This window comes from Paracoccus fistulariae, from assembly GCF_028553785.1.
GTDB classification, from domain to species: domain Bacteria; phylum Pseudomonadota; class Alphaproteobacteria; order Rhodobacterales; family Rhodobacteraceae; genus Paracoccus; species Paracoccus fistulariae.
Genome location: NZ_CP067136.1, coordinates 3,169,670 through 3,192,016 on the forward strand (window position 1 = coordinate 3,169,670; position 22,347 = coordinate 3,192,016).

17 protein-coding genes, 1 tRNA gene and 1 pseudogene are annotated in these 22,347 nt (G+C 62.1%); 11 read left to right on the forward strand and 8 right to left on the reverse strand.

Features of this window, described 5'->3' with window-relative positions:
- Positions 1 to 199: 199 nt before the first annotated feature.
- Positions 200 to 1,621 (forward strand): sensor histidine kinase, encoded by a 1,422-nt coding sequence (locus JHX87_RS15715; RefSeq protein ID WP_271886662.1) that lies wholly within the window; start codon positions 200 to 202, stop codon positions 1,619 to 1,621.
- 83 nt (positions 1,622 to 1,704) lie between these two features.
- Positions 1,705 to 1,781, forward strand: a tRNA-Arg gene (locus JHX87_RS15720).
- Positions 1,782 to 2,157: 376 nt separating this feature from the next.
- Here JHX87_RS15720 and JHX87_RS15725 read toward each other — a convergent pair.
- Positions 2,158 to 2,778 carry a helix-turn-helix domain-containing protein gene (locus tag JHX87_RS15725; RefSeq protein WP_271886661.1) on the reverse strand — a complete coding sequence of 207 codons (621 nt, stop codon included), beginning with the start codon at positions 2,776 to 2,778 and terminating at the stop codon, positions 2,158 to 2,160.
- A gap of 237 nt (positions 2,779 to 3,015) precedes the next feature.
- On the opposite strand from JHX87_RS15725, the gene JHX87_RS15730 reads away from it, so the two are divergent.
- Together JHX87_RS15730 and JHX87_RS15735 are read left to right on the forward strand one after the other, a co-directional pair.
- The gene (locus JHX87_RS15730) at positions 3,016 to 3,252 is read left to right on the forward strand and encodes a helix-turn-helix domain-containing protein (protein WP_271886660.1); all 237 of its coding nucleotides are present in this window, start codon (positions 3,016 to 3,018) and stop codon (positions 3,250 to 3,252) included.
- 512 nt (positions 3,253 to 3,764) lie between these two features.
- Positions 3,765 to 5,207 (forward strand): helix-turn-helix domain-containing protein, encoded by a 1,443-nt coding sequence (locus tag JHX87_RS15735; RefSeq protein WP_271886659.1) that lies wholly within the window; start codon positions 3,765 to 3,767, stop codon positions 5,205 to 5,207.
- A 548-nt stretch (positions 5,208 to 5,755) separates the two neighbouring features.
- Here the strand turns inward: JHX87_RS15735 and JHX87_RS15740 are convergent.
- A complete protein-coding gene (locus tag JHX87_RS15740) occupies positions 5,756 to 6,349 on the reverse strand; it encodes a hypothetical protein (protein WP_272833726.1) in 594 nt (197 codons plus the stop codon).
- Between the two features lie 183 nt (positions 6,350 to 6,532).
- Here JHX87_RS15740 and JHX87_RS15745 point away from each other — a divergent pair, with 183 nt between their 5' ends.
- The 7 genes and pseudogenes from JHX87_RS15745 to JHX87_RS15775 form a co-directional block, all read left to right on the forward strand.
- The gene (locus JHX87_RS15745) at positions 6,533 to 8,965 is read left to right on the forward strand and encodes a type VI secretion system Vgr family protein (RefSeq protein WP_272833727.1); all 2,433 of its coding nucleotides are present in this window, start codon (positions 6,533 to 6,535) and stop codon (positions 8,963 to 8,965) included.
- Between the two features lie 15 nt (positions 8,966 to 8,980).
- Positions 8,981 to 9,925 carry a Tle-like phospholipase domain-containing protein gene (locus JHX87_RS15750; RefSeq protein WP_271883873.1) on the forward strand — a complete coding sequence of 315 codons (945 nt, stop codon included), beginning with the start codon at positions 8,981 to 8,983 and terminating at the stop codon, positions 9,923 to 9,925.
- A 77-nt stretch (positions 9,926 to 10,002) separates the two neighbouring features.
- Complete coding sequence (locus tag JHX87_RS15755; protein ID WP_271883872.1) at positions 10,003 to 10,488, forward strand: ankyrin repeat domain-containing protein; 486 nt, start codon at positions 10,003 to 10,005, stop codon at positions 10,486 to 10,488.
- Positions 10,489 to 10,662: 174 nt separating this feature from the next.
- Positions 10,663 to 11,148 carry an ankyrin repeat domain-containing protein gene (locus tag JHX87_RS15760; protein WP_271883871.1) on the forward strand — a complete coding sequence of 162 codons (486 nt, stop codon included), beginning with the start codon at positions 10,663 to 10,665 and terminating at the stop codon, positions 11,146 to 11,148.
- Positions 11,149 to 11,322: 174 nt separating this feature from the next.
- On the forward strand, positions 11,323 to 11,808 hold the full coding sequence (locus JHX87_RS15765; RefSeq protein WP_271883870.1) for an ankyrin repeat domain-containing protein: 486 nt from the start codon (positions 11,323 to 11,325) through the stop codon (positions 11,806 to 11,808).
- A 57-nt stretch (positions 11,809 to 11,865) separates the two neighbouring features.
- Positions 11,866 to 12,924 (forward strand): DUF4123 domain-containing protein, encoded by a 1,059-nt coding sequence (locus tag JHX87_RS15770; RefSeq protein ID WP_271883869.1) that lies wholly within the window; start codon positions 11,866 to 11,868, stop codon positions 12,922 to 12,924.
- A 159-nt stretch (positions 12,925 to 13,083) separates the two neighbouring features.
- Positions 13,084 to 13,834 (forward strand): annotated as a pseudogene (locus JHX87_RS15775) (IS630 family transposase); the annotation flags it as partial.
- Positions 13,835 to 14,162: 328 nt separating this feature from the next.
- Here the strand turns inward: JHX87_RS15775 and JHX87_RS15780 are convergent.
- The 6 genes from JHX87_RS15780 to JHX87_RS15805 all read right to left on the reverse strand — a co-directional run bounded on the left by JHX87_RS15780 (position 14,163) and on the right by JHX87_RS15805 (position 22,335).
- Positions 14,163 to 14,729, reverse strand: coding sequence for a histidine phosphatase family protein (locus tag JHX87_RS15780; protein ID WP_271883868.1), 567 nt, complete (start codon positions 14,727 to 14,729; stop codon positions 14,163 to 14,165).
- Positions 14,722 to 15,783 carry an ABC transporter ATP-binding protein gene (locus tag JHX87_RS15785; protein WP_271883867.1) on the reverse strand — a complete coding sequence of 354 codons (1,062 nt, stop codon included), beginning with the start codon at positions 15,781 to 15,783 and terminating at the stop codon, positions 14,722 to 14,724. The genes JHX87_RS15780 and JHX87_RS15785 overlap by 8 nt, the downstream gene beginning before the upstream one ends.
- A gap of 18 nt (positions 15,784 to 15,801) precedes the next feature.
- On the reverse strand, positions 15,802 to 17,553 hold the full coding sequence (locus JHX87_RS15790; RefSeq protein WP_271883866.1) for an ABC transporter permease: 1,752 nt from the start codon (positions 17,551 to 17,553) through the stop codon (positions 15,802 to 15,804).
- 104 nt (positions 17,554 to 17,657) lie between these two features.
- Entirely contained in the window at positions 17,658 to 18,980 is a 1,323-nt protein-coding gene (locus tag JHX87_RS15795; protein WP_271883865.1) for an ABC transporter substrate-binding protein, read from the reverse strand.
- A 131-nt stretch (positions 18,981 to 19,111) separates the two neighbouring features.
- Positions 19,112 to 20,401, reverse strand: a complete 1,290-nt coding sequence (locus tag JHX87_RS15800; protein ID WP_271883864.1) for a sigma-54-dependent transcriptional regulator — start codon at positions 20,399 to 20,401, stop codon at positions 19,112 to 19,114.
- Positions 20,402 to 20,406: 5 nt separating this feature from the next.
- On the reverse strand, positions 20,407 to 22,335 hold the full coding sequence (locus tag JHX87_RS15805; protein WP_271883863.1) for an ATP-binding protein: 1,929 nt from the start codon (positions 22,333 to 22,335) through the stop codon (positions 20,407 to 20,409).
- Positions 22,336 to 22,347: the final 12 nt, after the last annotated feature.

Below are 22,347 nucleotides of genomic sequence, written 5' to 3' on the forward strand. Positions count from 1 at the left end.
GCGCAGAGGCGCCGGTTATTCGAGGGCCGCTGGATAATCCAGACTGCGCCCGGCGTCAACAGTGAATAGAATTTTCATCGCCCTATTGAAAGGAACCCGCGCGCCATCACATTCGTTTGATGTGCAAAATGATGGGTTTTAAAGTCGAACAGGCGCGAAACGCCTTTGGTGCCCACCCTGAAAGACCGGCAATACAGGAATGCGACTGAACACGATCTCTGGCCGATTCGCTGCGCTGACGATTATTTTCGTCGTGCTGGCCGAGATTTGCATCCTGTTGCCCTCGCTTGCCAGCTATCGTCTGGACTACCTGGAATCGCGGTTGGAGCGGGCGCAGATCGCCAGCCTTGCCTTGCTGGCAACCGATGAATCGCTGGCCAGCGATCTGGAATCAGAGCTGTTGCAGAATGCGGGCGTTTTCAACGTGGTGCTGCGGCGCAACGATATCCGCCAGCTTGTCCTGTCATCGCCAATCCCCGGCCCCGTCTCGGCGACCTATGACCTGCGGGAAGAGGGCGTCTTTCAGACCATGGATGACGCGCTGCGGACCCTGTTCGATAATCGTGATGAGGTTATCCGGGTCATCGGCTCGCCCGTGAATCAGGCGGGACAGCTGATCGAGATCACGATGAATACCGCCCCGCTGCGGCAGGGGATGATCGATTACGGACTTCGGCTGTTGCTGCTGTCGGCGGCCTTCTCGGTGATGACGGCGCTGCTCTTGAACCTTGTGGTGCAGCGTCTGGTGCTGGTGCCGATCCGCCGCGTCATCAGCCATATGGTCGCCTATGCCAATGCGCCCGAGGATCCGCGCCATATCATCGCCCCCAATGCCCGGATCGCGGAGCTGAACGCCGCTGAATCGGCGCTTGAGACGATGCAGAAGACGGTGACCTCCTCGCTGAAGCAGAAAGAGCGGATGGCGCAATTGGGGCAGGCCGTCGCCAAGATCAGCCACGACCTGCGCAATATCCTGACCACGACGCAGATTTTTGCCGACCGTCTGGAAGACAGCGCCGACCCCAAGGTGCGCCGCGCCGCGCCCAAGCTCGTCAACTCGATCAGCCGCGCCGTGACCCTGTGCGAAACCACGCTGGCCTTCGGCAAGGCGGAAGAGCCGCCGCCCACCCTGTCACGCTTCAATCTGGCGCAGCTTGCAGCCGATGTGGTTGAGGCCGAGACATTGGCGGGCGAGGCCGTCGGCAAGGTGGATTTCGTGACGGACATTCCGCCCAGTCTGACGATCCGCGCCGACCGCGATCAGCTTTACCGCGTTCTGACCAATCTCATCCGCAACGCGCGTCAGGCGATCGAGGGCACGGGAGAGCCGGGGACCGTCGAACTTGCGGCTGGCGAAAACGACAATGAATGGTGGATCCGCATCGGCGATACCGGACCCGGTCTGCCGGAAAAGGCGCGCGAACATCTGTTCAAGCCCTTCTCGGGCAGTGCGCGCAAGGGGGGGACGGGGCTTGGCCTGACCATCGCCGCCGATCTGGTGCGCGGTCACGGCGGCGCGGTCGATCTGATCCGCAGCGATGCCGAGGGCAGCGAATTCATGATCCACATCCCGCGCGATGTCAGCATCGCGCTGCAACCGCAGCCCGCGGCGGCCCAATAATCTTTTCCCGCGACCCGCGTTCGATTTTTTGCTTTTGCCCCTTGCAACCCCTGACGCAGGACGCTAGATGCTCGCCCTACGACGGACCCGTAGCTCAGCTGGATAGAGCACCAGACTACGAATCTGGGGGTCGGGCGTTCGAATCGCTCCGGGTCCGCCATTGCCCAACTTATCGTCTGTCAGAGATTTCTGGCTTTCTGTCAGATTTCTGACCCAATCGCCCCTTCGGCGTCGTCGCCGGGGCTTGATGTTCCTTGTCTCGGGCATCGCGTTTTCCCTCTATACTTGGTGTGATCTGCAAGATCCGCCCCTTGAGGCGCGCTCTTGCAGGTCTGCCACGTGGCGAACGCGGAAGGGGGCGAGGCAAGTTTATTCGACCGGGGTGGAGCGGCCCGCAGGCGCAGCCGAGGACACGGCCCGGTTTAATCGACTTGCCCGAGGGGGAAGGCAGCGTCTTCCCCCTGACAGGCCGAGGGCGTTTGGCTTGCCCAAATCCCCTTGGTCCCGGGATTGCCGGACTGCGCGAAAGCGCAGCCTCATTTTTTCCTCAGGAAAGATACGTTATCGCTCCATCCAAGGCCTATCAGATGTCGAACGAATTTCGTGACGGGAAACTCGCTGAAGATGGGGATGATCAGCATAAGGACAACGAGGAACGAGGCGACGAGGAGGATGTCCGCGATCTGATCATCAAATATTGAAGGCAAGCCCAGATCGCGCCGGCGAGTATCGACCCAGCCGTAGACTGTCGCTATTGCAAAGGCGCGATCCTGTATCGCCAGCAAGACGCGAGCCGGGCGGGAGAAGTTATTCTCTCGGTACGCTTTGCATTCTGCCCGAACTTCAGAGAGCCAAGATGGCTTGTTCTTCGGGTCTTTTCCGGGGGCTGCGTTCGCAGAGTTTACATGGCTGGACAAGGCCTCGCGCAGGACCTCCGTCGGCAACGGATCCTGCCCGATCCTGTCCATGACTGCCAGGCGGGTCGATAGCGGAAGTTCCCTGCGCCCGGATTCATAGTTGCTGTAGTCACTCAGGGACTTATCGATGCGCTCAGCGAATTCCTGACGGCTGAGGCCATTCTCTTCCCGGATCTTCCGCAGGCGCCCCGCCCCGACATTCTTGGCAATTGATTCGTAGTCGTCGCCCTGGTTCGTCATGGCACCGCATCCCGTCACATTCTTGCGCTGTCACTAAGTATAGGTTCCTGAGGTCTCGCCTGTGACGATTCTTTGCTGGATCTCCTTGGCTTCCGACAAACGTGGAGGAGATTCCACATTTGTGGCGTGAATTTCTTTCGATGAATCAATATGTTTCAATTGACGCGAGCGATTGCGCTTCCTTAGCTGACCTCACGCTTTGGTTTGCCCGAGGCCCCGGACAGGAGCGATGTGATCATGCGACAGCCGTCAAAACTGAGTCTGGACGCCCATGAGCGTCTGAAGGCAGAGCTTCGCATCCGGGGGTCGTCGCTGGCACAGATATCCCGCGATCTCGGCGTGTCGGATTCAGCGCTGTCTCTTGTCGGAAAGGGCTATCACCGCTCGCGCAGGATCGAAAAGGCGCTGGCGGATGCCATCGGCAGCACGCCCGAGGCGCTTTTCCCGGATCGCTATCGGGGAGATGAGCCATGACCTAGAAAAGCAAAAGGCCAAGGAAGCTCGAACTTCCAAGGCCTTTCTGAGGTGTATCAAGTTTGCGACCAGATACACCTCTTTCATGACCCATAATCCGGGACCGGTCAAGCCTGCAGATGATGCTGCGGGGCGGCTCTGTTCACCCCGATCCATGAAGGAGGGCCCCAGGTGGCTGCCGCAACGCCGGCGGTCGGGGCAGATGACATGTGCGATGATGATGACGATGCCCCATGGCAGCCGCCCATCCGCAGCACCGGATCGCGCAGCTTTGCCGCACGGTCCAGGTCCAGCCTGCGCGGCTTTCTTCTGGCGCTTTTGCCCGCCGAGGAACGATGGCGCCAGATCATCTATGAAAGCAACCTCGAGCGGCAGACGGCGCTGTTGCTGCTGGCGCGGCCGGACATCTGGAATCTGTGGGATCAGCCGCCGAAAGTGACGTTCACCGATGCAAGCGGTCGGACCGCGCATCACACCTTCGACTATCTCGCCCAGTTCCGCGATGGTTCGAAATGGGCGGTCGCGGTCAAGCCAGAGGCACGCGTCGCGCGTGCCTGCATCGCTGCGACACGCACGGCGTGGCGCTCTGCGCCTTGCCTCCCGGTGCCAATTCGCACGAGACCTATGACGTCGTTACCCAGGTCATGCGACACGACAAGCTGCTTGCCGCAGCGGCGGCCGACCCGGTTCCGCTGCAAGATAGCCCGTTCGAGGCCTATATTCGCCTGCGCATTCGTCACGGCCCGCAGGACGACTGGCTGAAATCGCTGGAACTGGTGCATCTTCACCGCGCCTGCATGACCCTTGGCCTGACAATCTCGGGCCATGAGGAAAAGCGCCTTATCGAGGTCGACCGCAACAGCGAGCGGCGTGCCTGTGACGTCGGATTCGCGGTGCTCGCGCAGGGAGCGCCGGGTCTTGAACAGGCCTTCGAGCGGTTGCGTCACCAGGCGCGGGACGCCAGGGCCTATTTCTCTGCCGACCTCGGACATTTCCATGCCTGGCTGCGGACGGTGCAGGATGTCCCGGCGCTTGATTGTCTCACCTCGGTCGTGCGGCGCCATGTCTTCCGGCACTACCCAGCCAAGCCCGACCGGCCCGTCCTCGGCAGGCTTCCCGATGCGATCGCCCAGATCACCTTCGACGAAGCTCGCAGCCGGGCGAAGCTGGGCGTCAGCTTTCTGAAACGTCTTCTCGCGCATATAGACGGCGTCGAGCCGAGTGAGGTCGCGGCACGGATCAGCATCACGCCGACCGATCTGGACCGGGTCACTGCATTCTGGGCGACGCTCTGCAATCTCACAGAGGCGGCCGAGGCTCTGGGCATCCGGCCCGAACAGGTGAAGGCCCTGATCCACGCAGGGGTGCTGTCGCATCTGCGTTTCGGATCGGCGCTGCGCTATCCCTGCCGCGCGGAAATCGACGCGCTTCTGCAGGCTGTCGATGTGCTTCCCCGGTCCCGACCATGGTCCGGCGATCTGCCGCTGACGACCTTCTGCGCCCATCGGAGCATCAGCCTGGCGGGCGTCATCGCGGCGTGGCGCAGCGGCGTCCTCGTTGGGCAGGTCGCGCAGGGCGAGGGCACTGGACTTCAGGCCTTGCGCATCGCACCGGATGCCCTTTGCGACCGGGATGCGCAGCGCCCGGATCGCGACCCAGGCCTTGCTGACGCGGCAAGATATCTGCGCATCAGCCTGACCGCGATCCGATGCTTGCGCGATGCGGGCCTGCTGCAACAGATCCGCAAGCGCAATGCCGACACCAATTTCCAGCGCAGCTGCATCACCAGGACCAGCATCCGATTGCGAACGGCAACCGTGGTTTTTTCACCCTCGCTCGCCTTCTTCCGGGAGGAGTCGCTCAGGGGTTTCACGCCAAACATCGTCTCATACGAGGCAAGGCCTTTGAAGCGTGTGTGGGCATCGTCGGCGATCACCATGACCCGGGGAAATTGAAGCTCCTTGACCCCTTGGTGGGTGCCATAGGAGCTGCGGTCTTCGACATAGGCGAGGTAGCGCGCCACTTGGGAAAACGGGGCCGGAAGCGCATGCATTCAGGCCTCGGTGATGGTGGTTTCGGTGGGCGGTGTGGCCTCGGGCGTGGTCAGGCCCTGCTCGTCAAAGGAGAGATCAAACTCGGCAGAGAGGTCGGCCACGTCCTAGGCCACGGGAGTGTCGTCAGGCAAAAAGGGCCGAAGCTGGTCGGGGATCGGGAAAAGCCGGTGCTCGGCCACGGCCGCCAAAACTTCGGCACAACTCCTATCCCGTTCTTCCTCAAATAGCGTCATCAGCGCGGCGACGCCCGCCCGCTCCGCGTCGAGGCCAGTAGCCTGGCCAGCCCGCCCCGTTCGGATAAGCTTTCTCATTTGGTCAAGGTGGGGGGGCATCTCGCGGCTTTTGGGATCGCATCTGCCGGTGATCTAACAACGAAACCAACTCTCAAAACTGGTACATTCTCCAATCACGCCACCCTTGTCACAACGATCGATAGATGAACGGTCTTTCTAGAGCAGACGTTGGCGCACGGTCTGCCAAGGTCGGAATTGTCCCGCATAGCAGACACCCGGCAAAGGGATCAGTGGGTCGTCTTCGGCAGCTTGCTTGGCGGCTTCATAGCCCATGCGGTTGATGGAGAAGCGGCGGGTGATGGATCGGCGGGGGCGCTTGGTGCCCTTGCGGGGGCGTCCGGGGATGTCCTCGGCGGGCAGCTCGATGCGGGCGATCCAGGCGGCAGAGCGGTTTCTTGTGGCCTTGGCATAATGGACGCCGGTGATCTCGGAGCGGTGCTCGGAGGGGGCTTTTTTGCGGGTGACCTGGCGCATCTCGGTGCGGGTCAGCGGCGGGACGATCTCGAGAACTGCATCCCGGTAGGCCCGCGCGACAAAGAGGGACTGGGCGGGGCCGCCATATGTGCTGTCAGAGAAGGAGGTTTGGATCATGCGGCCGCCGCGCGAGAGGCGGACGGTCCAGGCTTGCTGGCCGGTCGCGTCCGGTGACTTGCGGGAAATTCCGTACATGTCGCTGGGGTGGCCGCGGCGGGATGGCGGTTTGGGTGCCAACTTGCCGGTGCTGCCCGCCTCATTGTTGTCATCCGCCATGCCTCTCCTGCCTCCGATCGGTGACCGCTTATTCTAGCGGCCCCTTCGCCCGCGCCAAAGCCTTTAGGGCCTCTCGCGACGTCTTTCTGCGTTGCTGGCGAGATCGGGGCTGACAGTCCGTCGGGGCCGTGTATATAGTCGGCCCTGATTTTGAGTTGAGTTTTTGTGGTTAAGGGGTTTCGCATGAGCGCCGACTTCATCCAGGCTGAGCGGATTCTGCGCATTGACAGCGCTCTGGGGGCGGATGTGCTTCTGGCGCAGAAGCTGCATTGGCGTGAGGCGATTTCCGAGCTGTTCGAGGGGCGTGTCTCGCTGCGGTCGAAATCGCCGGATCTGACGCCGCAGGATCTGCTGGGCAAGCCGGTCGATCTGCGGCTGGAACTGGGCGGCGGGCAATGGCGGCAATGGAATGCGATCGTCACCGATCTGCGCGCAGGCCCCCGCCAGAGCCGTGGGCTGCGCCATTACGAGCTGATCCTGCGCCCGGATCTGTGGCTTCTGTCGCAGCGCTCGGATTGCCGGATCTGGCTGGACATGTCGGCGCTGGAGGTGGCGCAGACGCTGATGTCGGAACATGGCATCGCCGCGCCGCGGACCGGCGGCGTGACCGATCCGGTGCCGCCGCAGCATTACTCGGTGCAATGGAACGAGACCGATCTGGCCTATCTGACGCGGCGGCTGGAGGAGGACGGGCTGTTCTTCTGGTGGTCGCATGAGGAAGGCGCGCACCGGTTGCATATCGCCAGCCATGCCTCGGGCTATCTGGGGGGTGAGGATGTGCGCTTTGCCCATGGCTCGACCGATCGCAATCACATTAACCGGTTCGAAACCACCTTCCGCTACATTCCGGGGGCGCATGCCGGGGGCGACTGGAATTTCCAGACCCCGGGCCATGTGCCGGGCGGGGTCAGCCCCGGCCTGATCAACCTGCCCCGGAATGGCGGTTACGAGCGATATGAATACCCGGTACAGGCGGGCTATGGTCCGGGCGGCCGCGCCAGCGACGGGATCGAGGATGGGGCGGTGGAACGCGTGGCCCGTCTGCGGATGCAGGCGGATGAGGCCGAGCATGCCCGGGTCGAGGGGTCGTCGAATGTGCGTACGCTTGCGGCGGGGTCGCGGCTGACGCCCTATGACGTGGCCAATCCGGACAATGTCTTCGCGCCGCATGTGATCCTGGCGATCGAGCATGAGGTGACGGATACCAGCTATGAAAGCGTCGAGAACCAGCCCGAATATGTGAACCGCTTCCTGGCGCTGCCCGCGGATGTGCCCGCGACGCCGCGGCGGGTAACGCCTCAGCCGCGGATCGACGGCACCCAGGTGGCGATCGTGGCGGGCCCTGCGGGTGAGGAGATCCATCCCGACGAATATGGCCGCGTCAAGCTGTGGTTCCCCTGGGACCGGCGGGCCAGGAAGGATGGCTCGGACACCTGCTGGGTGCGGGTGACGCAGAACTGGGCCGGTGCCGGCTGGGGCGGCCAGGTGATCCCGCGCATCGGTATGGAGGTGATGGTCAGCTATCTGGACGGCGACCCCGACAGGCCCGTGGTGACAGGCGTCGTCCCGAATGCCAGGCAGAAAGTGCCTTACCCTCTGCCCGCCAACAAGACCAAGATGGTCATGCGTTCCAATACCCATAAAGGACAGGGCTTCAACGAGATCAGCTTCGAGGATGAGACCGGGCAGGAAAACATCGCGCTTCATGCCCAGAAGGACCAGACGCTGAAGGTCCTGAACAACCGCATGAAGCGGGTGGATAACGATCAGGTCGAAAGCGTGGGCAGCAACAAGTCGATCGAGATTGGCAGCAACCACCAGGAACGCATTGGCGGCTCGATGAATCTGACCGTGGGCGGCGGCAAGCTGGGCCTCTTCGCAGCGCTTGCTGGAATCGCGGGACAGGCGACCAAGGATGCGATGAACGTGGCCGAGGAGGCGGGCGATCCTTCGATCCCAGCCTTTCTGGGCGGGGTTGTCGCCGCGACAGTTGGTGGCGAGATCGCCTCCAGCCCGCTGATCTCGGCCTTCGACGGTGCCGGTCAGAACAAGGCGGTTGCGGGGGCTGAACAGGTCGGCACGGGCACCGCGCTTGGCGGTGTGCTCTCGGCGATCATGCCGGTCTCGGGGGTGATGAACACGCTGGTCGAGAAGTTCAAGGCCGACACGATCGGCCTGGCGCGGACCGAGCAGATCGGGTTGTTCAAGAACACCATGGTCGGCTCGGTCCGCAACACGACCATCGGGCAGAAGGAATTCACCAAGGTCGGGGTCGAGCAGCGCCTGCAGGTCGGCAAGACCAAGACCGTCGATGTGGGCGAGGAATACACCACCCATACCGGCCAGCGCGCGGCGCATAGTTCGGGCAAGCTCTACCAGATCTCGTCCGAGGAGAAGTTCGAAGGCACCTCGCGGGTCTGGGAGATCAAGGCCGACGACACGCTGCTGCTGTCAGCACCAGGCGGCTATGTCGAGATCAACAAATCCGGCGTGCGTATCCGCGGGCTGAAGGTCCTGATCGAGGGCAATGCCATCGACTTCAAATCCGGCGGCCCCGGCGAAGGCAGCAAATGCCTCCGCGCCATGGCCAAATCAGCAACGCCCTTCGTGAGGTAGAGGATGGGGGGTACGGTGAAAACGGCGACAAACGATCTGGCGGACGCTTTGCTTGAAAGTGGGGTGACAGCGGCGCAGATTGAACATGCCGAGGCGATGGCCGATGCCGATTTATCACCCGGTAGTGACAACGCGCCTTGCAAGCAGTGCCGGGAAGACATCTGCAAGGCTTTGAGGAAACAACTGGACAACAACAGGGACGAGCAGGAAAAGGCCATGCTGGCCGCCGCGACCTATGACCCGAACGCGCCGCTGCCTGAAGGATACAGGCGGGCGACCGAGGCTGATCTTCAGAAGATGGGGCTGTCGGATGGCGCGGGGAGCAACTTGCTGGTGTTGCGAGATGAGCCAGACTTTCATGCTGAGGCTTTTGTGAAGACCGACCCGATTAGTGGTGCGGAAAGCTATGTGGTCGGCTTCAAGGGGACCAAGATGTCCAGTACAGCTGACTGGCAGACCAATATAAGCCAGCGCCTGGGATTGGAGACGGCATATTACACACAGGCTAGCTGGATAGGAGAGGGTCTTCGCCGATCTGGTGTCGGCCCAACCTCTTTCGTCGGTCATTCGCTTGGGGGCGGTCTGGCTGCTACGGCATCGGGGGCGTCGGGATTTCCTGCTCAGACTTTCAACGCCGCCGGGCTGTCGGGTAGTACTTTGGCTGGCTTGCCGCTGGCCAATACCGATCTGGTTCATGCCACGAATGTTACGGGCGATATCCTGAGCGACTTTCAGGACCGGTTCGGTCCCAAGGCCTTCGGTATCCGGCGCAGCATTGCCGATGTGAAGGCTGCTAATTATTCCCGTGGGCAATGGACCGGAAATAACTTCAATACGAGCTTGGAAAACAACGCCAAAAGCGGAGTTCAACTGCATGGGATGCAAGAGGTGCAGAACTCACTGAAACAGGAAGAATCCCAGATTCAACGACAGATGGAGGCAAATGGATGCGGTGGTTGACTAAGGCGGCCGTCGCCTCGGCTCTGGTCGTATTGCTGGCAGTGGGATGGGCGCTCGCAAAGGATGAGAGGCAGGACATGGCACAGAACGTCGACATTTATAAACTCTATAACGATCTTCCGGTCATCTTCTGGCGGATTAGCGAGCGAAATTATCCTGCGGTCGATGCACTGCTGAAGGCTGGGGCCGATCTGGAGACACGTGGTTTTTTTGGTGTGACACCCGTCATTTGGGCGGCAGGTGGCGGCAGTTGGGGCATGGTCAAATTCCTGATCGAACGTGGCGCGGACCCGAGCGCTTATGCCGGGAATGGCATGACCGTTGCAGATTTGGCGCTTAACTCCCGGGTTATGCTGGACAGTCCGAACGGCCAGGACCTTCAGGATGTGCGCGCCATCCTCGCGGAACGCGGGCTTTACGACGATGTACCCACGCCTGCGCATCTGCGAGCACAAATGGAGGCCGGGACATTGCCGCGCCCGCCCTATTTTGACGAATGGCGCGCGACGCACTGGCCTGTCGAAGCCAATGCACGCGCCGACAAGATACGGGCGCAGCAGTGAGTTCTCAGCCAATGCCCGATGGGTTCTGTTTTCTGACATCGGCCAAGAAGAGGCACGGATCGAACGGCAGATGGAGGCAAATGGATGCGGTGGTTGACTAAGGCGGCCGTCGCCTCGGCTCTGGTCCTAATGCTGGCAGTAGGATGGACGATCGCAAAGGATGAGGGGCAGGACATGGCACAGAACGTCGACATTTATGAACTCTATAATGACCTGCCGATCATCTTCTGGCGGATCAATGAAGAGAATTATTCCGAAGTTGATGCGTTGCTAAAAGCCGGGGCTGATATAGATACCCATGGTTTTTTCGGCAGAACGCCCGTTCTCGCGGCGGCAAGCAGTGACAATTGGGTTATGGTAAAATTCCTGATAGAACGTGGCGCGGACCTGTCCGCTTACGCGGGCAATGGCCAAACAGTTCCGTACAGAGCCCGCAATTCTCGTGTACCCCTTGAAAGCCCCGACGGGCAGGCTTTGCAGGAGGTGCGCGCCATCCTCACCGAGCGCGGACTTTATGACAATATTTCCACCCCGGCCGAGCTGCGAGCACAAATGGAGGCCGGGACATTGCCGCGCCCGCCCTATTTTGACGAATGGCGCGCGACGCACTGGCCTGTCGAAGCCAATGCACGCGCCGACAAGATACGGGCGCAGCAGTGAGTTCTCAGCCAATGCCCGATGGGTTCTGTTTTCTGACATCGGCCAAGAAGAGGCACGGATCGAACGGCAGATGGAGGCAAATGGATGCGGTGGTTGACTAAGGCGGCCGTCGCCTCGGCTCTGGTCCTAATGCTGGCAGTAGGATGGGCGCTCGCAAAGGATGAGAGGCAGGGCATGGCACAGAACGTCGACATTTATGAACTCTATAACGATCTTCCGGTCATCTTCTGGCGGATTAGCGAACGAAATTATCCTGCGGTCGATGCACTGCTGAAGGCTGGGGCCGATCTGGAGACACGTGGTTTTTTTGGTGTAACACCCGTCATTTGGGCGGCAGGTGGCGGCAGTTGGGGCATGGTTAAATTCCTGATCGAACGTGGCGCGGACCCGAGCGCTTATGCCGGGAATGGCATGACCGTTGCCGATTTGGCGCTTACCTCCCGTGTTCTGCTGGACAGTCCGAACGGCCAGGACCTTGAAGATGTGCGCGCCATCCTCGCGGAACGCGGGCTTTATGACGATATTCCCACGTCGGCAGAGCTTCGTGCCCAAATGGATGCAGGCACTTTGAAGCGTCCGCCCTACTTCGACGAATGGCGTGCGACGCATTGGCCGCCAGAAGCCAATGCGCGCGCCGATCGGATCCGCGCTGAGAAATGATTACCGCGCTCTCTAAGCATTTTGGTTAAATCCGCAACATCATTCGCGAGGAAAAGGATGAAGCAGAACGATCCCTGGTCACTGGATGCGGCGAACCAACCCGCGCGCGATGAACCGACAACGGAAGCGCAAACTCCGACAACGCTGGAGGAAGTATTGCTGGCGCTGGATCACAAGGCTGCGCCGGTCTTTGCGGTTCTCGACGGCGCGCAATTCGACAACCTTCCGCAAGAGCTGATGCTGGGCGATTTTGTCAGCCGCCCGCTCTATCTGGATCGCGGCGACAACAACCCCGAACAGATCATCACCGCCCCGCATATGGTCTGGTTGGACGAACGCCCCGAGAAAGTCACGGGCCGAGCGCCGCAGGAAATCATCCCTGCGCTGATGTCCCTCATTGGCCAGCGCCCCGCCGCCGTCTTCTGGCAATGCCCCGATGGAGCCGATGCCCTCTACAAACACCTCAGAGGCATCAATATGGTGATGTACCCGAAGGCTGCGCTGAGGGATTTCGAGGAACCTCAACCCGCGGAAGCTGACGAGAGCCAGAAGCCAGATACGCATACCTTGGTGCTGTTTCGTCATGCAGATGCCAATGTGCTGGCGCAGACTCTTCCAGCGATGGATTCGCAGGAGATAGCGCGTCTCTACGGCCCCGCGACACAGCTGACTTTCGCGCCTGCACTCGAGTGGGCAAGTGGTCGGGACTGGTGGCGTGCCGACAGACCCGAGACCCCGTCTAATCCTCATCGCGGCCATCTGAGAATTTCGATGGAAACGGTCGTTCGCACCGAGGGTGTTCGGCTTGATCGCAACAGAGGGCGCATTACCGCCTACCTGCGCCGAGTGGCGCCCGACCAGACACGCGATCTGGACGACGCGACGCTCAATGCGATGACAGGACGCTATATGAATGAGGCCCGCTCATATGGCGTGCGTAGCGAGGCTGGCATGGGAAGGTGGGCCTATCTCCAGCTTATCACTGGCGAGAAAACGGGACAGGATCGAAGCGTGCATGAACTTATGACTGCCAAGGAGCCTCGTATCTCTGCCGATCAGCGTGTGCGCCTACTGCTACAGCAAAGCGCTGTGGCGATAAGGGAGGGCAAAGCATGAGCTACGCTCTGGCTGCACGGCAAGGGGCTATCTGGGGCGGTCGTTTAGGGGCGCTATTTGGTCCTCTAGATCGGGATGTTGCTTGAGTGAATCGGGGGGGATTCCCATCGAGGCTGAATTCTGATTCACCATGGGGGCTGGGAGTGGAGGCCAGCCTGCATGACCAAACCCCTTTCGATGGATATCCGGGACCGTGCGATGGCGCGGCTTGATGAAGGTCAGACGGTGCGCGAGGCGGCGGACGCCCTGAGTGTGGCGCCTTCGAGCGTGGTGAAGTGGTCGCAACGCCGGCGGGCCATGGGCAGTGCGGCACCCGGCAAGATCGGCGGGCATGTCCCGCGCAAGATCCGTGGGGAGCATGCCGACTGGCTTCGGGCCCGGATGGTGGACGGGGCCTTCACCCTGCGCGGCCTGGTGGCCGAGTTGGCAGAACGCGGGCTCACGGTGGACTACCGCACGATGTGGGCCTTTGCCCATGGCGAGGGGCTCAGCTTCAAAAAAAACCGCGCTCGCCAGTGAACAGGAGCGACCTGACGATGCCCGCAAACGGGAGCGCTGGAAGGCGCACCAGGGCAGCATCGACCTGAAACGGCTGGTGTTCCTCGACGAAACCTGGGCGAAGACCAACATGGCCCCGCTGCGCGGCTGGGCGGCGCGGGGCCAAAGGTTGATCGGGCGCGCGCCGTTCGGCCACTGGAAGACGATGACCTTCGTCGCCGCCCTGCGACATGACGGGATCGTGGCCCCCTGGGTGATCGACGGGCCGATCAACGGCGAGAGCTTCCGAACCTATGTCGAACGGGTCCTGGTCCCCGAGTTGCGCGAGGGTGACATCGTCATTCTCGACAACCTCGGAAGTCACAAGGCCCCTGCAATACGCAAGGCCATCAGGGCCGCAGGCGCAAGGCTGTTCTGGGTGCTGTGCTGTTCCTGTGCATTACCGGGCTGAAGATGCAGCCCTCGCGTTTTTGGGCGATGCGGGCGAGATCTTCGGGCTTGGTGCGTTGCAGGCTCCTCTTGCGTCGGGAGGAGCAGAGGCGGCAATGGTGGACCGGCTGACGGGCGTTGGAATTGGTCTGGCTGCCATCGCGGTACTGGTGCTGGCGGCGCGCTAACTGCTGGATCCGATGTTCCGGCCGTTGGCGCGGTTTGGCGCACGCGCGGTGTCGGCGGCTGATCTGAATATGTCCGGGGGCGGCAGGATGCCGCCCGCGAACGGGGTGTTCAGGAAGGGGTGTTCAGGAAGAGGCGCGGCAATCTGATACCAAGCAGGAAAGGCTGGATAGCAGGACTGGCGTGCTGTTGTAAAAGACCGGGGGTGCGTAGCCAAGCGCCTCGGTCAGGGCGGTCAGCGCGGCCATATGGCTGACGATCAGGACTGGACCGCGATTGTCCGGCAGATCGTCATAGGCGGCCTTCATACGGGCCTTCACCTGTGACCAGGGCTCGGCCCCGCCACCGGCATCCTCTGCGGTGATGAAACTGTCAGAGGATCCGTCGCCGCGAAGGATGTCACGGCGCATCATGCCTTCCAGCCTGCCGAAATCACGCTCGATCAGGCGCGGGTCGGCGACGGCGGTGATGCCCTGCGACACGGCCACGATCTGCGCGGTTGTCATGGCGCGTTGCAGGGGCGAGGACAGGATGCGGCCCAGCCGTTGCCCGACCATCAGGATGCCCGCCTGATGCGCCCCGATGATGCCCGCCTGGTTCAGCGGGATATCGGTGCGGCCCTGCAACCGGCCTTCAAGGTTCCAGTCCGTCTGTCCGTGACGAAGCAACCAGATCTTATCCGGATCAAGCATGAAGGACGACCGCGCTTTGCATATTCACCTGCAGGGCGATCTCGGCCCCGGTCGGCAATGTGGTTTCGCCCTGGCGATGGCTTTTGTCGACGACCAGCTCGCTTCCCGCGGCAGAAACGATATAGCGGATCTGACTGCCCAGGAATTCCGAATGCAGCACCTTGCCGGGGATCGTGTCGCCATCCGGACGTTCGCCAATGGCGATATTCTGCGGACGTAGCACGATCGCGGCATCGCCGGGGTTGGAGCTTCCGATGGGCAAAGCGTCGCCGCCGGTGGTGACAAAGCGCAGCGCATCGGCGGATTTTTCGATCCGGCCTTCCAGAATATTCGCGGTGCCCAGAAAGCGCGCCACGAAGAGGTTGACCGGATTGTCATACAGATCCTGCGGGCGGCCGACCTGCTGGATCACGCCCTTGTCCAGAACGGCGATGCGGTCGCAGGTGCTGTTGGCCTCTTCCTGATCATGGGTCACGAAAATCGTGGTCAGTCCCAGCTTGCGCTGCAGGGCCAGCAACTCGCGGCGCATCTGCACCCGCAGGCTGGCGTCGAGATTCGACAGCGGTTCGTCCAGCAACAGCACCTGCGGCTCGATCACCACGGTGCGGGCCAGCGCGATCCGCTGCTGCTGCCCGCCCGACAGCTGGTTCGGCATCCGGTCGGCCAGATGCGACAGCCCGACCAGGTCCAGCGCATCATTGACGCGGGTCTTGATCTGGGCGGCGGGGACCTTGCGCTCTTGCAGGCCGAAGGCCACGTTATCGCGCACCGACATATGCGGCCACAGCGCATAGGATTGGAACACCATGCCCACATTGCGCTTCCACGGTGGCAGCGACAGCACATCGCTGCCGCCGACCTTGATCGAGCCCGAAGGGCGCGGGCCGAAGCCCGCGATCGAGCGTAGCAGCGTCGACTTGCCCGACCCCGAAGGGCCGAGGAAGCCGAAGAACTCGCCCGGTTCAATCGTCAGGTTCACGCCGGTCAGCACGCGGGTGTCGCCAAAGGACAGGTGCAGATCCTGGATCTCGATTCCGGAGGTTTCCGTTTTCATGGTCATATCTCCCATAACTCAGTGTTCGCCGCCGGTGGCGCGAAGTTTCTTGTCGCGTTCGATGATGATCTGGGACAGAAGCGTGCCCAGACCCACGATGATGACGGCCACCACGCCAAGTGCGGCACCCGCACCCCGGCCCGAGGGCGTCTGCATGAACAGGTAGATGCCATAGGCCAGCGGGCTGTCAGCCTCGGACGAGACCAGCATGATCGTGGCCGAAAGCTCGACCGCGGCGGTGGCAAAGCTGGTGACGAAGCCGGCAAGGATGCCCCCTGCCATCAGCGGCACCACGACGCGGCGAATGGTCCGCCCCTTGGTCGCGCCAAGGCTTTCGGCGGCCTCTTCCAGCGCCAGGCTGACCTGTTGCAGCGCGGCCATGCAGGCGCGCAGCGCATAGGGCAGGCGGCGGATCATCAGCGCGATGACGATGATCACCCACCAGCTGGCCAGCGGCTTGCCCACCAGCGGCACCTGCACGTCCTGGAATGTGCGCAGATAGCCGATGCCCAGCACGACCCCCGGCACCGCAAGCGCAGCGGTTGCCATGTAATCCAGCCATTTGCGGCCCGCGATGCCGGTGCGCAGCACGATATAGGCAATGGCGGTGCCGATCAGCACGTCGGCTGCGGCGGCCAGTCCGGCATAAAGCAGGGTATTGGTGATATAACCTTTGGAATCCGCCCACATCCGCGCATAGTTGTCCAGCGTGTAGCCGTCCGGCAGCGGGGCATAGGACCAGATGGTGCTGAAGCTCAGCAGCAGCAACCCGATATGCGGCGACAGGACCAAGAGCAGGATCAGGATGACGGCACCATAGGCCATGGCCTTTTCGGTCGGGCGCAGGTCGCGCTTGGACAGACCGCCGCCGCCTTTCTGCACGGTGGCATAATCCTTGCCGCGCATCACCAGGAAGGATGCCCAAAGCGACAGGATCGAAAAGGCCACCAGAATGCACGAGATGACATAGCCCATCGGATCGCCCACACCGACCGTGGTGATGCGCAGATAGGCCTGCGGGGCCAGCATGTTGTTGACGTTCAGCAGCAGCGGCGTGCCCAGATCGTCAAAGACCTTGATGAAGACCAGCACCGCGCCCGCGATATAGCCCGGCATGGCCAGCGGAAAGACGATCCGGCGGAACATGCGCATGCCCGAAGAACCCAGGTTCTGCGCCGCTTCCTCCATCGAACGGTCGATATTGCGCAGCGCCGCCGACAGGTTGATCAGGATGAAGGGGAAATAATGGATCGACTGAACCAGAATGACGCCATTCAGCCCTTCCATGAAGGGGATGGTAAAGCCCAGATGTTCACGCAGCAGCAGGTTCACCGTGCCATTGCGACCAAAGATCAGCTGCATCGCGACCGCGCCCACGAAGGGCGGCATGATCAGCGGGATGAAGCCCAGGCTTTGGATCAGGGTCGAGCCCGCAAAGTTGAACCGCGTGGTGATATAGGCCAGCGGCAGGGCGATCAGCGTCGCGAAGACCACCGACATGGCCGAGACATAGAAGGAATTGTAGAAGCTTTCCCGGAACAGGCTGCTGCGCAGGAAATCCCCGAAATTCTGCAGCGTCAGCCCGCCGCCATTCGGGTCCAGAAAGGCCACATAGACGACCTGCAGCACCGGAAAGATCAGGAATCCGAACAGGAACAGCGCAATGAACAGCGCGATCAGGTGAAGTCCGGAAAGGCGGGGGAAGAGGAAGGCTGGCAAACGCTCGGCAAGCGAAGGCCCATACGCCGTAGGGCGACTATCAGATGGCATGGTGATGTCCTGCCTGCTTTTGAGGGGTGAATGGCGCGTGTCGCTGCGATCAGCGACACTGCGGTGCCCTGCGCGGCAGATACCGGCCGCGCAGGGCGAGAGGATCACATGGCGGCGGCTTTTTCAGCCAGTTCCTTGGCGCGCCGATAGTTTTCGACGACCATGCTGTCCCATTCCTGCTCGATGGCGGCCTGGCGGGCATCCACCTCGTCATCGGCCTTCTTGCGCTTGCTGCTGAAGGCGGCCGAGAATTCGGGGTCAAGGCTTTGTTCTTCGGTGATCGGCAGGGCCTCGATCAGGCTGCGCGCCTCGGCGATCAGGGCCGCGGCTTCGGCATTGCTGCCATCGGGATGCTTGGCCTCGGCCTCGTGCACGGCCTTCACGGCGGCGCGCAGATCGTCCAGACGATAGGTGATCATCACGTCGAACATGGACGAGACGATATAGTAGCGCGCGCCCGAGGTATCGACGTCGAATTTCACTGCCGCGCCGATGCTGTCATCCTCGAACGGGTTCGGCAGGCCCTCGGGGGCGGATGCATAGGTTTCGGGATTGACCGGCAGACGCATGATCGCCGGGTCCAGCAGGGTCTTTTGCCCGTCGGGCGACAGCAGGAATTCGATGAACTTGACGGCGCCTGCCTCATTCGGGGCATTGGCGACAACGCCGATATTGGCGGGCACCAGCGCGGTCACGCTGGGATAGGCGAAATCGACCGGAAAGCCCGAGGCCTTGGACGAAAAGCCGAAGAAGTCGATCACGATGCCAAGGCCGAAATTGCCGGTATTGACGCCATCGGGCACGCCGAAGCTGCGTTCGGACACGGTGGCAAAGTTGCCCGCGATCCATTTCCAGTCAGCCCAGCCCTGTTCCCAGCCTTCGCCCTGCAGCACGGTTTCCACGGTCAGGTGCGTGGTGCCCGAACGCGAGGGCGCGGACATGCCGACATGGCCGAAATATTCCGGCTTTTCCAGATCCGCCCATTCGCGCGCGGGTTCCAGACCGTTGGCCTCCAGATAGCGGGTGTTCCACATGATGCCATAGCCCGAGGCGGCAAAGCCAAAGTAATGCCCGTCGGGATCGTTCATCGGGTAAGAGCCGATCATGTCGGGAATACCGCTGACATTCAGCGTCGGCTTGGCCAGATGGCCGTTCTTTTTCAGAACCTCGAAAGCGTCGGGGGCCGATGCCCAGAACAGATCCGTGGTGTTGTTGCCTGCCGTCTCACCGACATATTTCACGCCCGAGGAGGTGCTTTTGTTCAGCACTTCCAGATCATATTCGGGATTGGCCGCTTCAAAGGCCTTTTCGATGACGGTGGTCATATCATCGGGAAACGAGGTCACGACAGTGACCTTCTCCGCCGCCAGTGCGCCGCCTGTCATCAGGCCAAGCGTTGCCACGCTGCTGCAAAGCAGTTTCTTCATTCTTTCCTCCCTTAGGTGTCCGTTCTCCTCGACGGATGAAAGAATTTTAGTGGCAGGCGGATATGCAATCAACTATTTGTTTTTAAAAAGAAAAATTAGAATTTTCGGGTCAGTTTCGACACGCTTTCGGGTCAGTTTTGACCCGAATCCAGCAATCCGCAGGCCTTCATGCGCAGGTAAAGCCGCTTGCGTGGGATGCCCAGGGCCTCGGCGGCCTCGGCCTTGCGACCCCCGGTTTTCTGCAAGGCGGCCTGCAGCAGGGCTGATTCGAACTCTTCCATCGCCGCGTCGTAACCCAGTGCGTCCGGCGCAAGGGGCGCATCGCCCTCGGCATCGGGCTGCAGCGTGACCCGCAATCCGATCACCAGCTTTTCCGCGACATTGCGCAATTCGCGCAGATTGCCGGGCCAATGATAGCGGCGATAGGCGCGCAGATCCTGTGCCGGAGGCTGCGGGATTTCGCGGCGATGGCGGGTGGCCGCTTCGCGCAGGAACTGGGCCAGCAGCAGAAACACATCGTCGTCGCGCTGGCGCAGCGGGGGCAATTCGATTTCGGCAAGGCTCAGCCGATAATAAAGGTCGTCATCCAGCATGCCGTCGGACCGCAGTTTGGCAATTCCCCCTTCGACCGATGCGACAAGGCGCGGCCCGTCCGGCCCGATCCCGTCCAGCAGGCCCACCAGCTGCGCCTGTGCCGCATGGGACAGGGCGGCAATGCGGGCCAGATACAGCGTGCCGCCCGCCGCCTGCGCCAGCGCGCCCAGCGCGGCGCCGTCACCCAACAGCGCGGCCTCGATACTGATGTCTTTCAGCGCGCCGCAATCCAGCACCACATAATCGCCGCCCCGGTCGGCATTGTCGTGGATCGCCTGCGCCGCGACCGCCTTGCCGGTTCCCGGCTCTCCTGACAGCAGGACCGCCACATCCAGCCCGGCGACTGCGGCGATCTCTCGCCTCAGATCGCGCATCACCTGCGATTTTCCGGGCAGCCGTGATTTCAGACTGTCGCCCGAGCTGATCCTGGCCCGCAACTGACGGTTTTCCAGATTGAGGCGTCGCGATTCCAGCGCCCGGCGCAGGATTTCGCGCAGATAATCCGAAGGCGAGGTCTTTTCCAGAAAGTTGAAGGCGCCGCCCCGGATCGCCTGCACCGCCGTGGGAATGTCGCCATGCGCGGTAAACAGGATAAAGGGCACTTCGGGCGCCTGTTCCTGCGCGCGTTCCAGCAGCTGCAACCCGGTCATGCCGGGCATGCGCATGTCCGACAGGATCACCCCGTTCCAGTCGGGCTGCAACGCGGCCAGCATCGCCTCGGCATCGGAAAAACCACGCGCGGGCCAGCCGCTGCCCTCGATCACCTCGACCAATGCGGGCAGCAGGTCGGCATCATCATCGACGACATAAACGACGGGGTCGTTCATCTGGCTCACTCCACTTTCTGCAGCAGCAGATTTGCGCTGACGCCGCCGCCACGGGCGGGAACAAGGCGCAGATCGCCACCCATATCCTTCGCGATATTATAGGAAATTGACAGGCCAAGGCCCATGCCGCGCCCCGCGCTCTTGGTGGTGACAAACGGGTTCAGCGCGTCTTCGGGATGCAGATCGCCCAGACCGGTGCCGTTATCCGTGACCGACAGCGCGATCATCTGACCGTCTGGGGCGGCGTCCACGGTGATCCGCCCGTCGGGCTGATCGGCAACGGCATCCAGCGCATTGGTCAGCAGGTTCACGACCACCTGTTCGATCAGCACGGCAACGCCAAGGACGGTGATGCCCTCGATCCCCGGGCCGATCTGCGGGCGAATGGCAGCCACGTCAAAACGGGTTTTCAGCAGGTCGGTGGCATCCTCGACCACGCGCGCGAGCGCGACCGGCTCTCGCTGGCTGTCGGCGCGGCGGGCAAAGCGGACCAGATGCGCGATGATGGCCTGCATCCGGCCCGTCAGATCGGCGATGCGGTTCAACTGACGCTCTGCCTCTTCGGTATTGCCTGACTGCCGGGCATCGTCCAGCAGCATCAGGCGATATCGCAGCGCGGTCAGCGGCTGGTTCAATTCGTGGCTGATCCCGGCCGACAGATTGCCAAGCGCGGCCATCTTGCCGGTCTGCACCAGATCGGCCTGGGTCTGTTTCAGCTCGGAAATGGCGCTGTCGCGGGCCTCGATCGCGCGGGCGAAATCATCGACGGCGGTGCGGATGCGCCCGATCTCATCCTGACGCGGCATACGGCGCAATCGGGTCCCCGAGGATTCCGAAAGCTCCAGCATTCTTGAGGTCAGGGCCCGCAGCGGCATGACGATCCGTCGGCGCATCACCCCGAAGATCAGCGTGATCCCCGCAGCCCCCAGCAGAAGCGTCAGCGCCGCCAGCGCGGCCATGGTCCAGCGGGCCGAGGTGACGCCGCTGCTGATCGCGGACAGGGCCTGATGCTTCTCGGCCTCGCCCAGTTGGGACAGGCGGTTTTGCAGATCGGTCAGCCCTTGCTGGATCAGCCCGATTTCCTGAAAGATCCGGGCGTCCAGTTCCAGCATCTGGCTGCGCAGGGCCAAAAGGCCCTTTTGCAGGTCGAAGGACTGGCGCAGCAATTCGACCGATTGGCGCAGCGTCAGGAATTCGATCCCCTCGGGCAGGCGGGAAATCCGCTCGGTCAGGCGGGCCTGCATGTCCAGACCCAAACCGCTTAACTGATCTATCTGGCCCTGGCTTTGGCTGACGGCGGATTGCAGCAACAGCGTCACCACGGTGCCCGCATCCGTGCCCAGTTGCAGCACTTCATCGCGCAGCACGCGTTCAGCGGCGATCTGCTGCAGCAGCAATTCGCGGCTTGGCCCGTCCTGCGCATCTTCGATTTCCAGCATCTTGGCGCGGATATTGAAATCGTAATCGCTGAGCAACGGGTCAATCTCATCCTGGATATCCACGTTCAGCCAGCGCAGCGCATCCAGCCGTCCGGCCATCTCTTCGGCCTGCTGGCGCCGCCGTTCGGTCAGCGGGACCAGCGCCGCGATCCGGTCGCGCAGATCGGTGATCATGGCGGAATTTCCGGCCGAGCTATCCGTCACGGCCCCGGCAAGCGAAGCCTCCAGACTGGCCGAGACATCGCCCAACTCTTCGATCAGCCCGTCCGATGCGCCCTCATCCCCGATGATCCGCGTGGCCAGCGTCGTCAGCCGCGCCGATTGGCTGGCGATTTCGCCGGTCAGCGCGATCCGGGGAACCTGCGCCGTCGCAATCTCTGCGAAATCGCGCTGGAAACGGGCAAAGACCAGATTGGTGGCCGCCAAAGCGAACCACATCAGCATGACCGTGCCCAGAACCAGCATCATCAGCCGCTGCCACAATCCGACACGCATCCATCTTCGGCG

Coding starts and splice junctions, on each gene's coding strand:
- JHX87_RS15715 (WP_271886662.1), top strand. CDS start 200: ATGCGACTGAACACGATCTCTGGCCGATTCGCTGCGCTGACGATTATT.
- JHX87_RS15725 (WP_271886661.1), bottom strand. CDS start 2,778: ATGACGAACCAGGGCGACGACTACGAATCAATTGCCAAGAATGTCGGG.
- JHX87_RS15730 (WP_271886660.1), top strand. CDS start 3,016: ATGCGACAGCCGTCAAAACTGAGTCTGGACGCCCATGAGCGTCTGAAG.
- JHX87_RS15735 (WP_271886659.1), top strand. CDS start 3,765: ATGGGCGGTCGCGGTCAAGCCAGAGGCACGCGTCGCGCGTGCCTGCAT.
- JHX87_RS15740 (WP_272833726.1), bottom strand. CDS start 6,349: ATGGCGGATGACAACAATGAGGCGGGCAGCACCGGCAAGTTGGCACCC.
- JHX87_RS15745 (WP_272833727.1), top strand. CDS start 6,533: ATGAGCGCCGACTTCATCCAGGCTGAGCGGATTCTGCGCATTGACAGC.
- JHX87_RS15755 (WP_271883872.1), top strand. CDS start 10,003: ATGGCACAGAACGTCGACATTTATAAACTCTATAACGATCTTCCGGTC.
- JHX87_RS15760 (WP_271883871.1), top strand. CDS start 10,663: ATGGCACAGAACGTCGACATTTATGAACTCTATAATGACCTGCCGATC.
- JHX87_RS15765 (WP_271883870.1), top strand. CDS start 11,323: ATGGCACAGAACGTCGACATTTATGAACTCTATAACGATCTTCCGGTC.
- JHX87_RS15770 (WP_271883869.1), top strand. CDS start 11,866: ATGAAGCAGAACGATCCCTGGTCACTGGATGCGGCGAACCAACCCGCG.
- JHX87_RS15780 (WP_271883868.1), bottom strand. CDS start 14,729: ATGCTTGATCCGGATAAGATCTGGTTGCTTCGTCACGGACAGACGGAC.
- JHX87_RS15785 (WP_271883867.1), bottom strand. CDS start 15,783: ATGAAAACGGAAACCTCCGGAATCGAGATCCAGGATCTGCACCTGTCC.
- JHX87_RS15790 (WP_271883866.1), bottom strand. CDS start 17,553: ATGCCATCTGATAGTCGCCCTACGGCGTATGGGCCTTCGCTTGCCGAG.
- JHX87_RS15795 (WP_271883865.1), bottom strand. CDS start 18,980: ATGAAGAAACTGCTTTGCAGCAGCGTGGCAACGCTTGGCCTGATGACA.
- JHX87_RS15800 (WP_271883864.1), bottom strand. CDS start 20,401: ATGAACGACCCCGTCGTTTATGTCGTCGATGATGATGCCGACCTGCTG.
- JHX87_RS15805 (WP_271883863.1), bottom strand. CDS start 22,335: ATGCGTGTCGGATTGTGGCAGCGGCTGATGATGCTGGTTCTGGGCACG.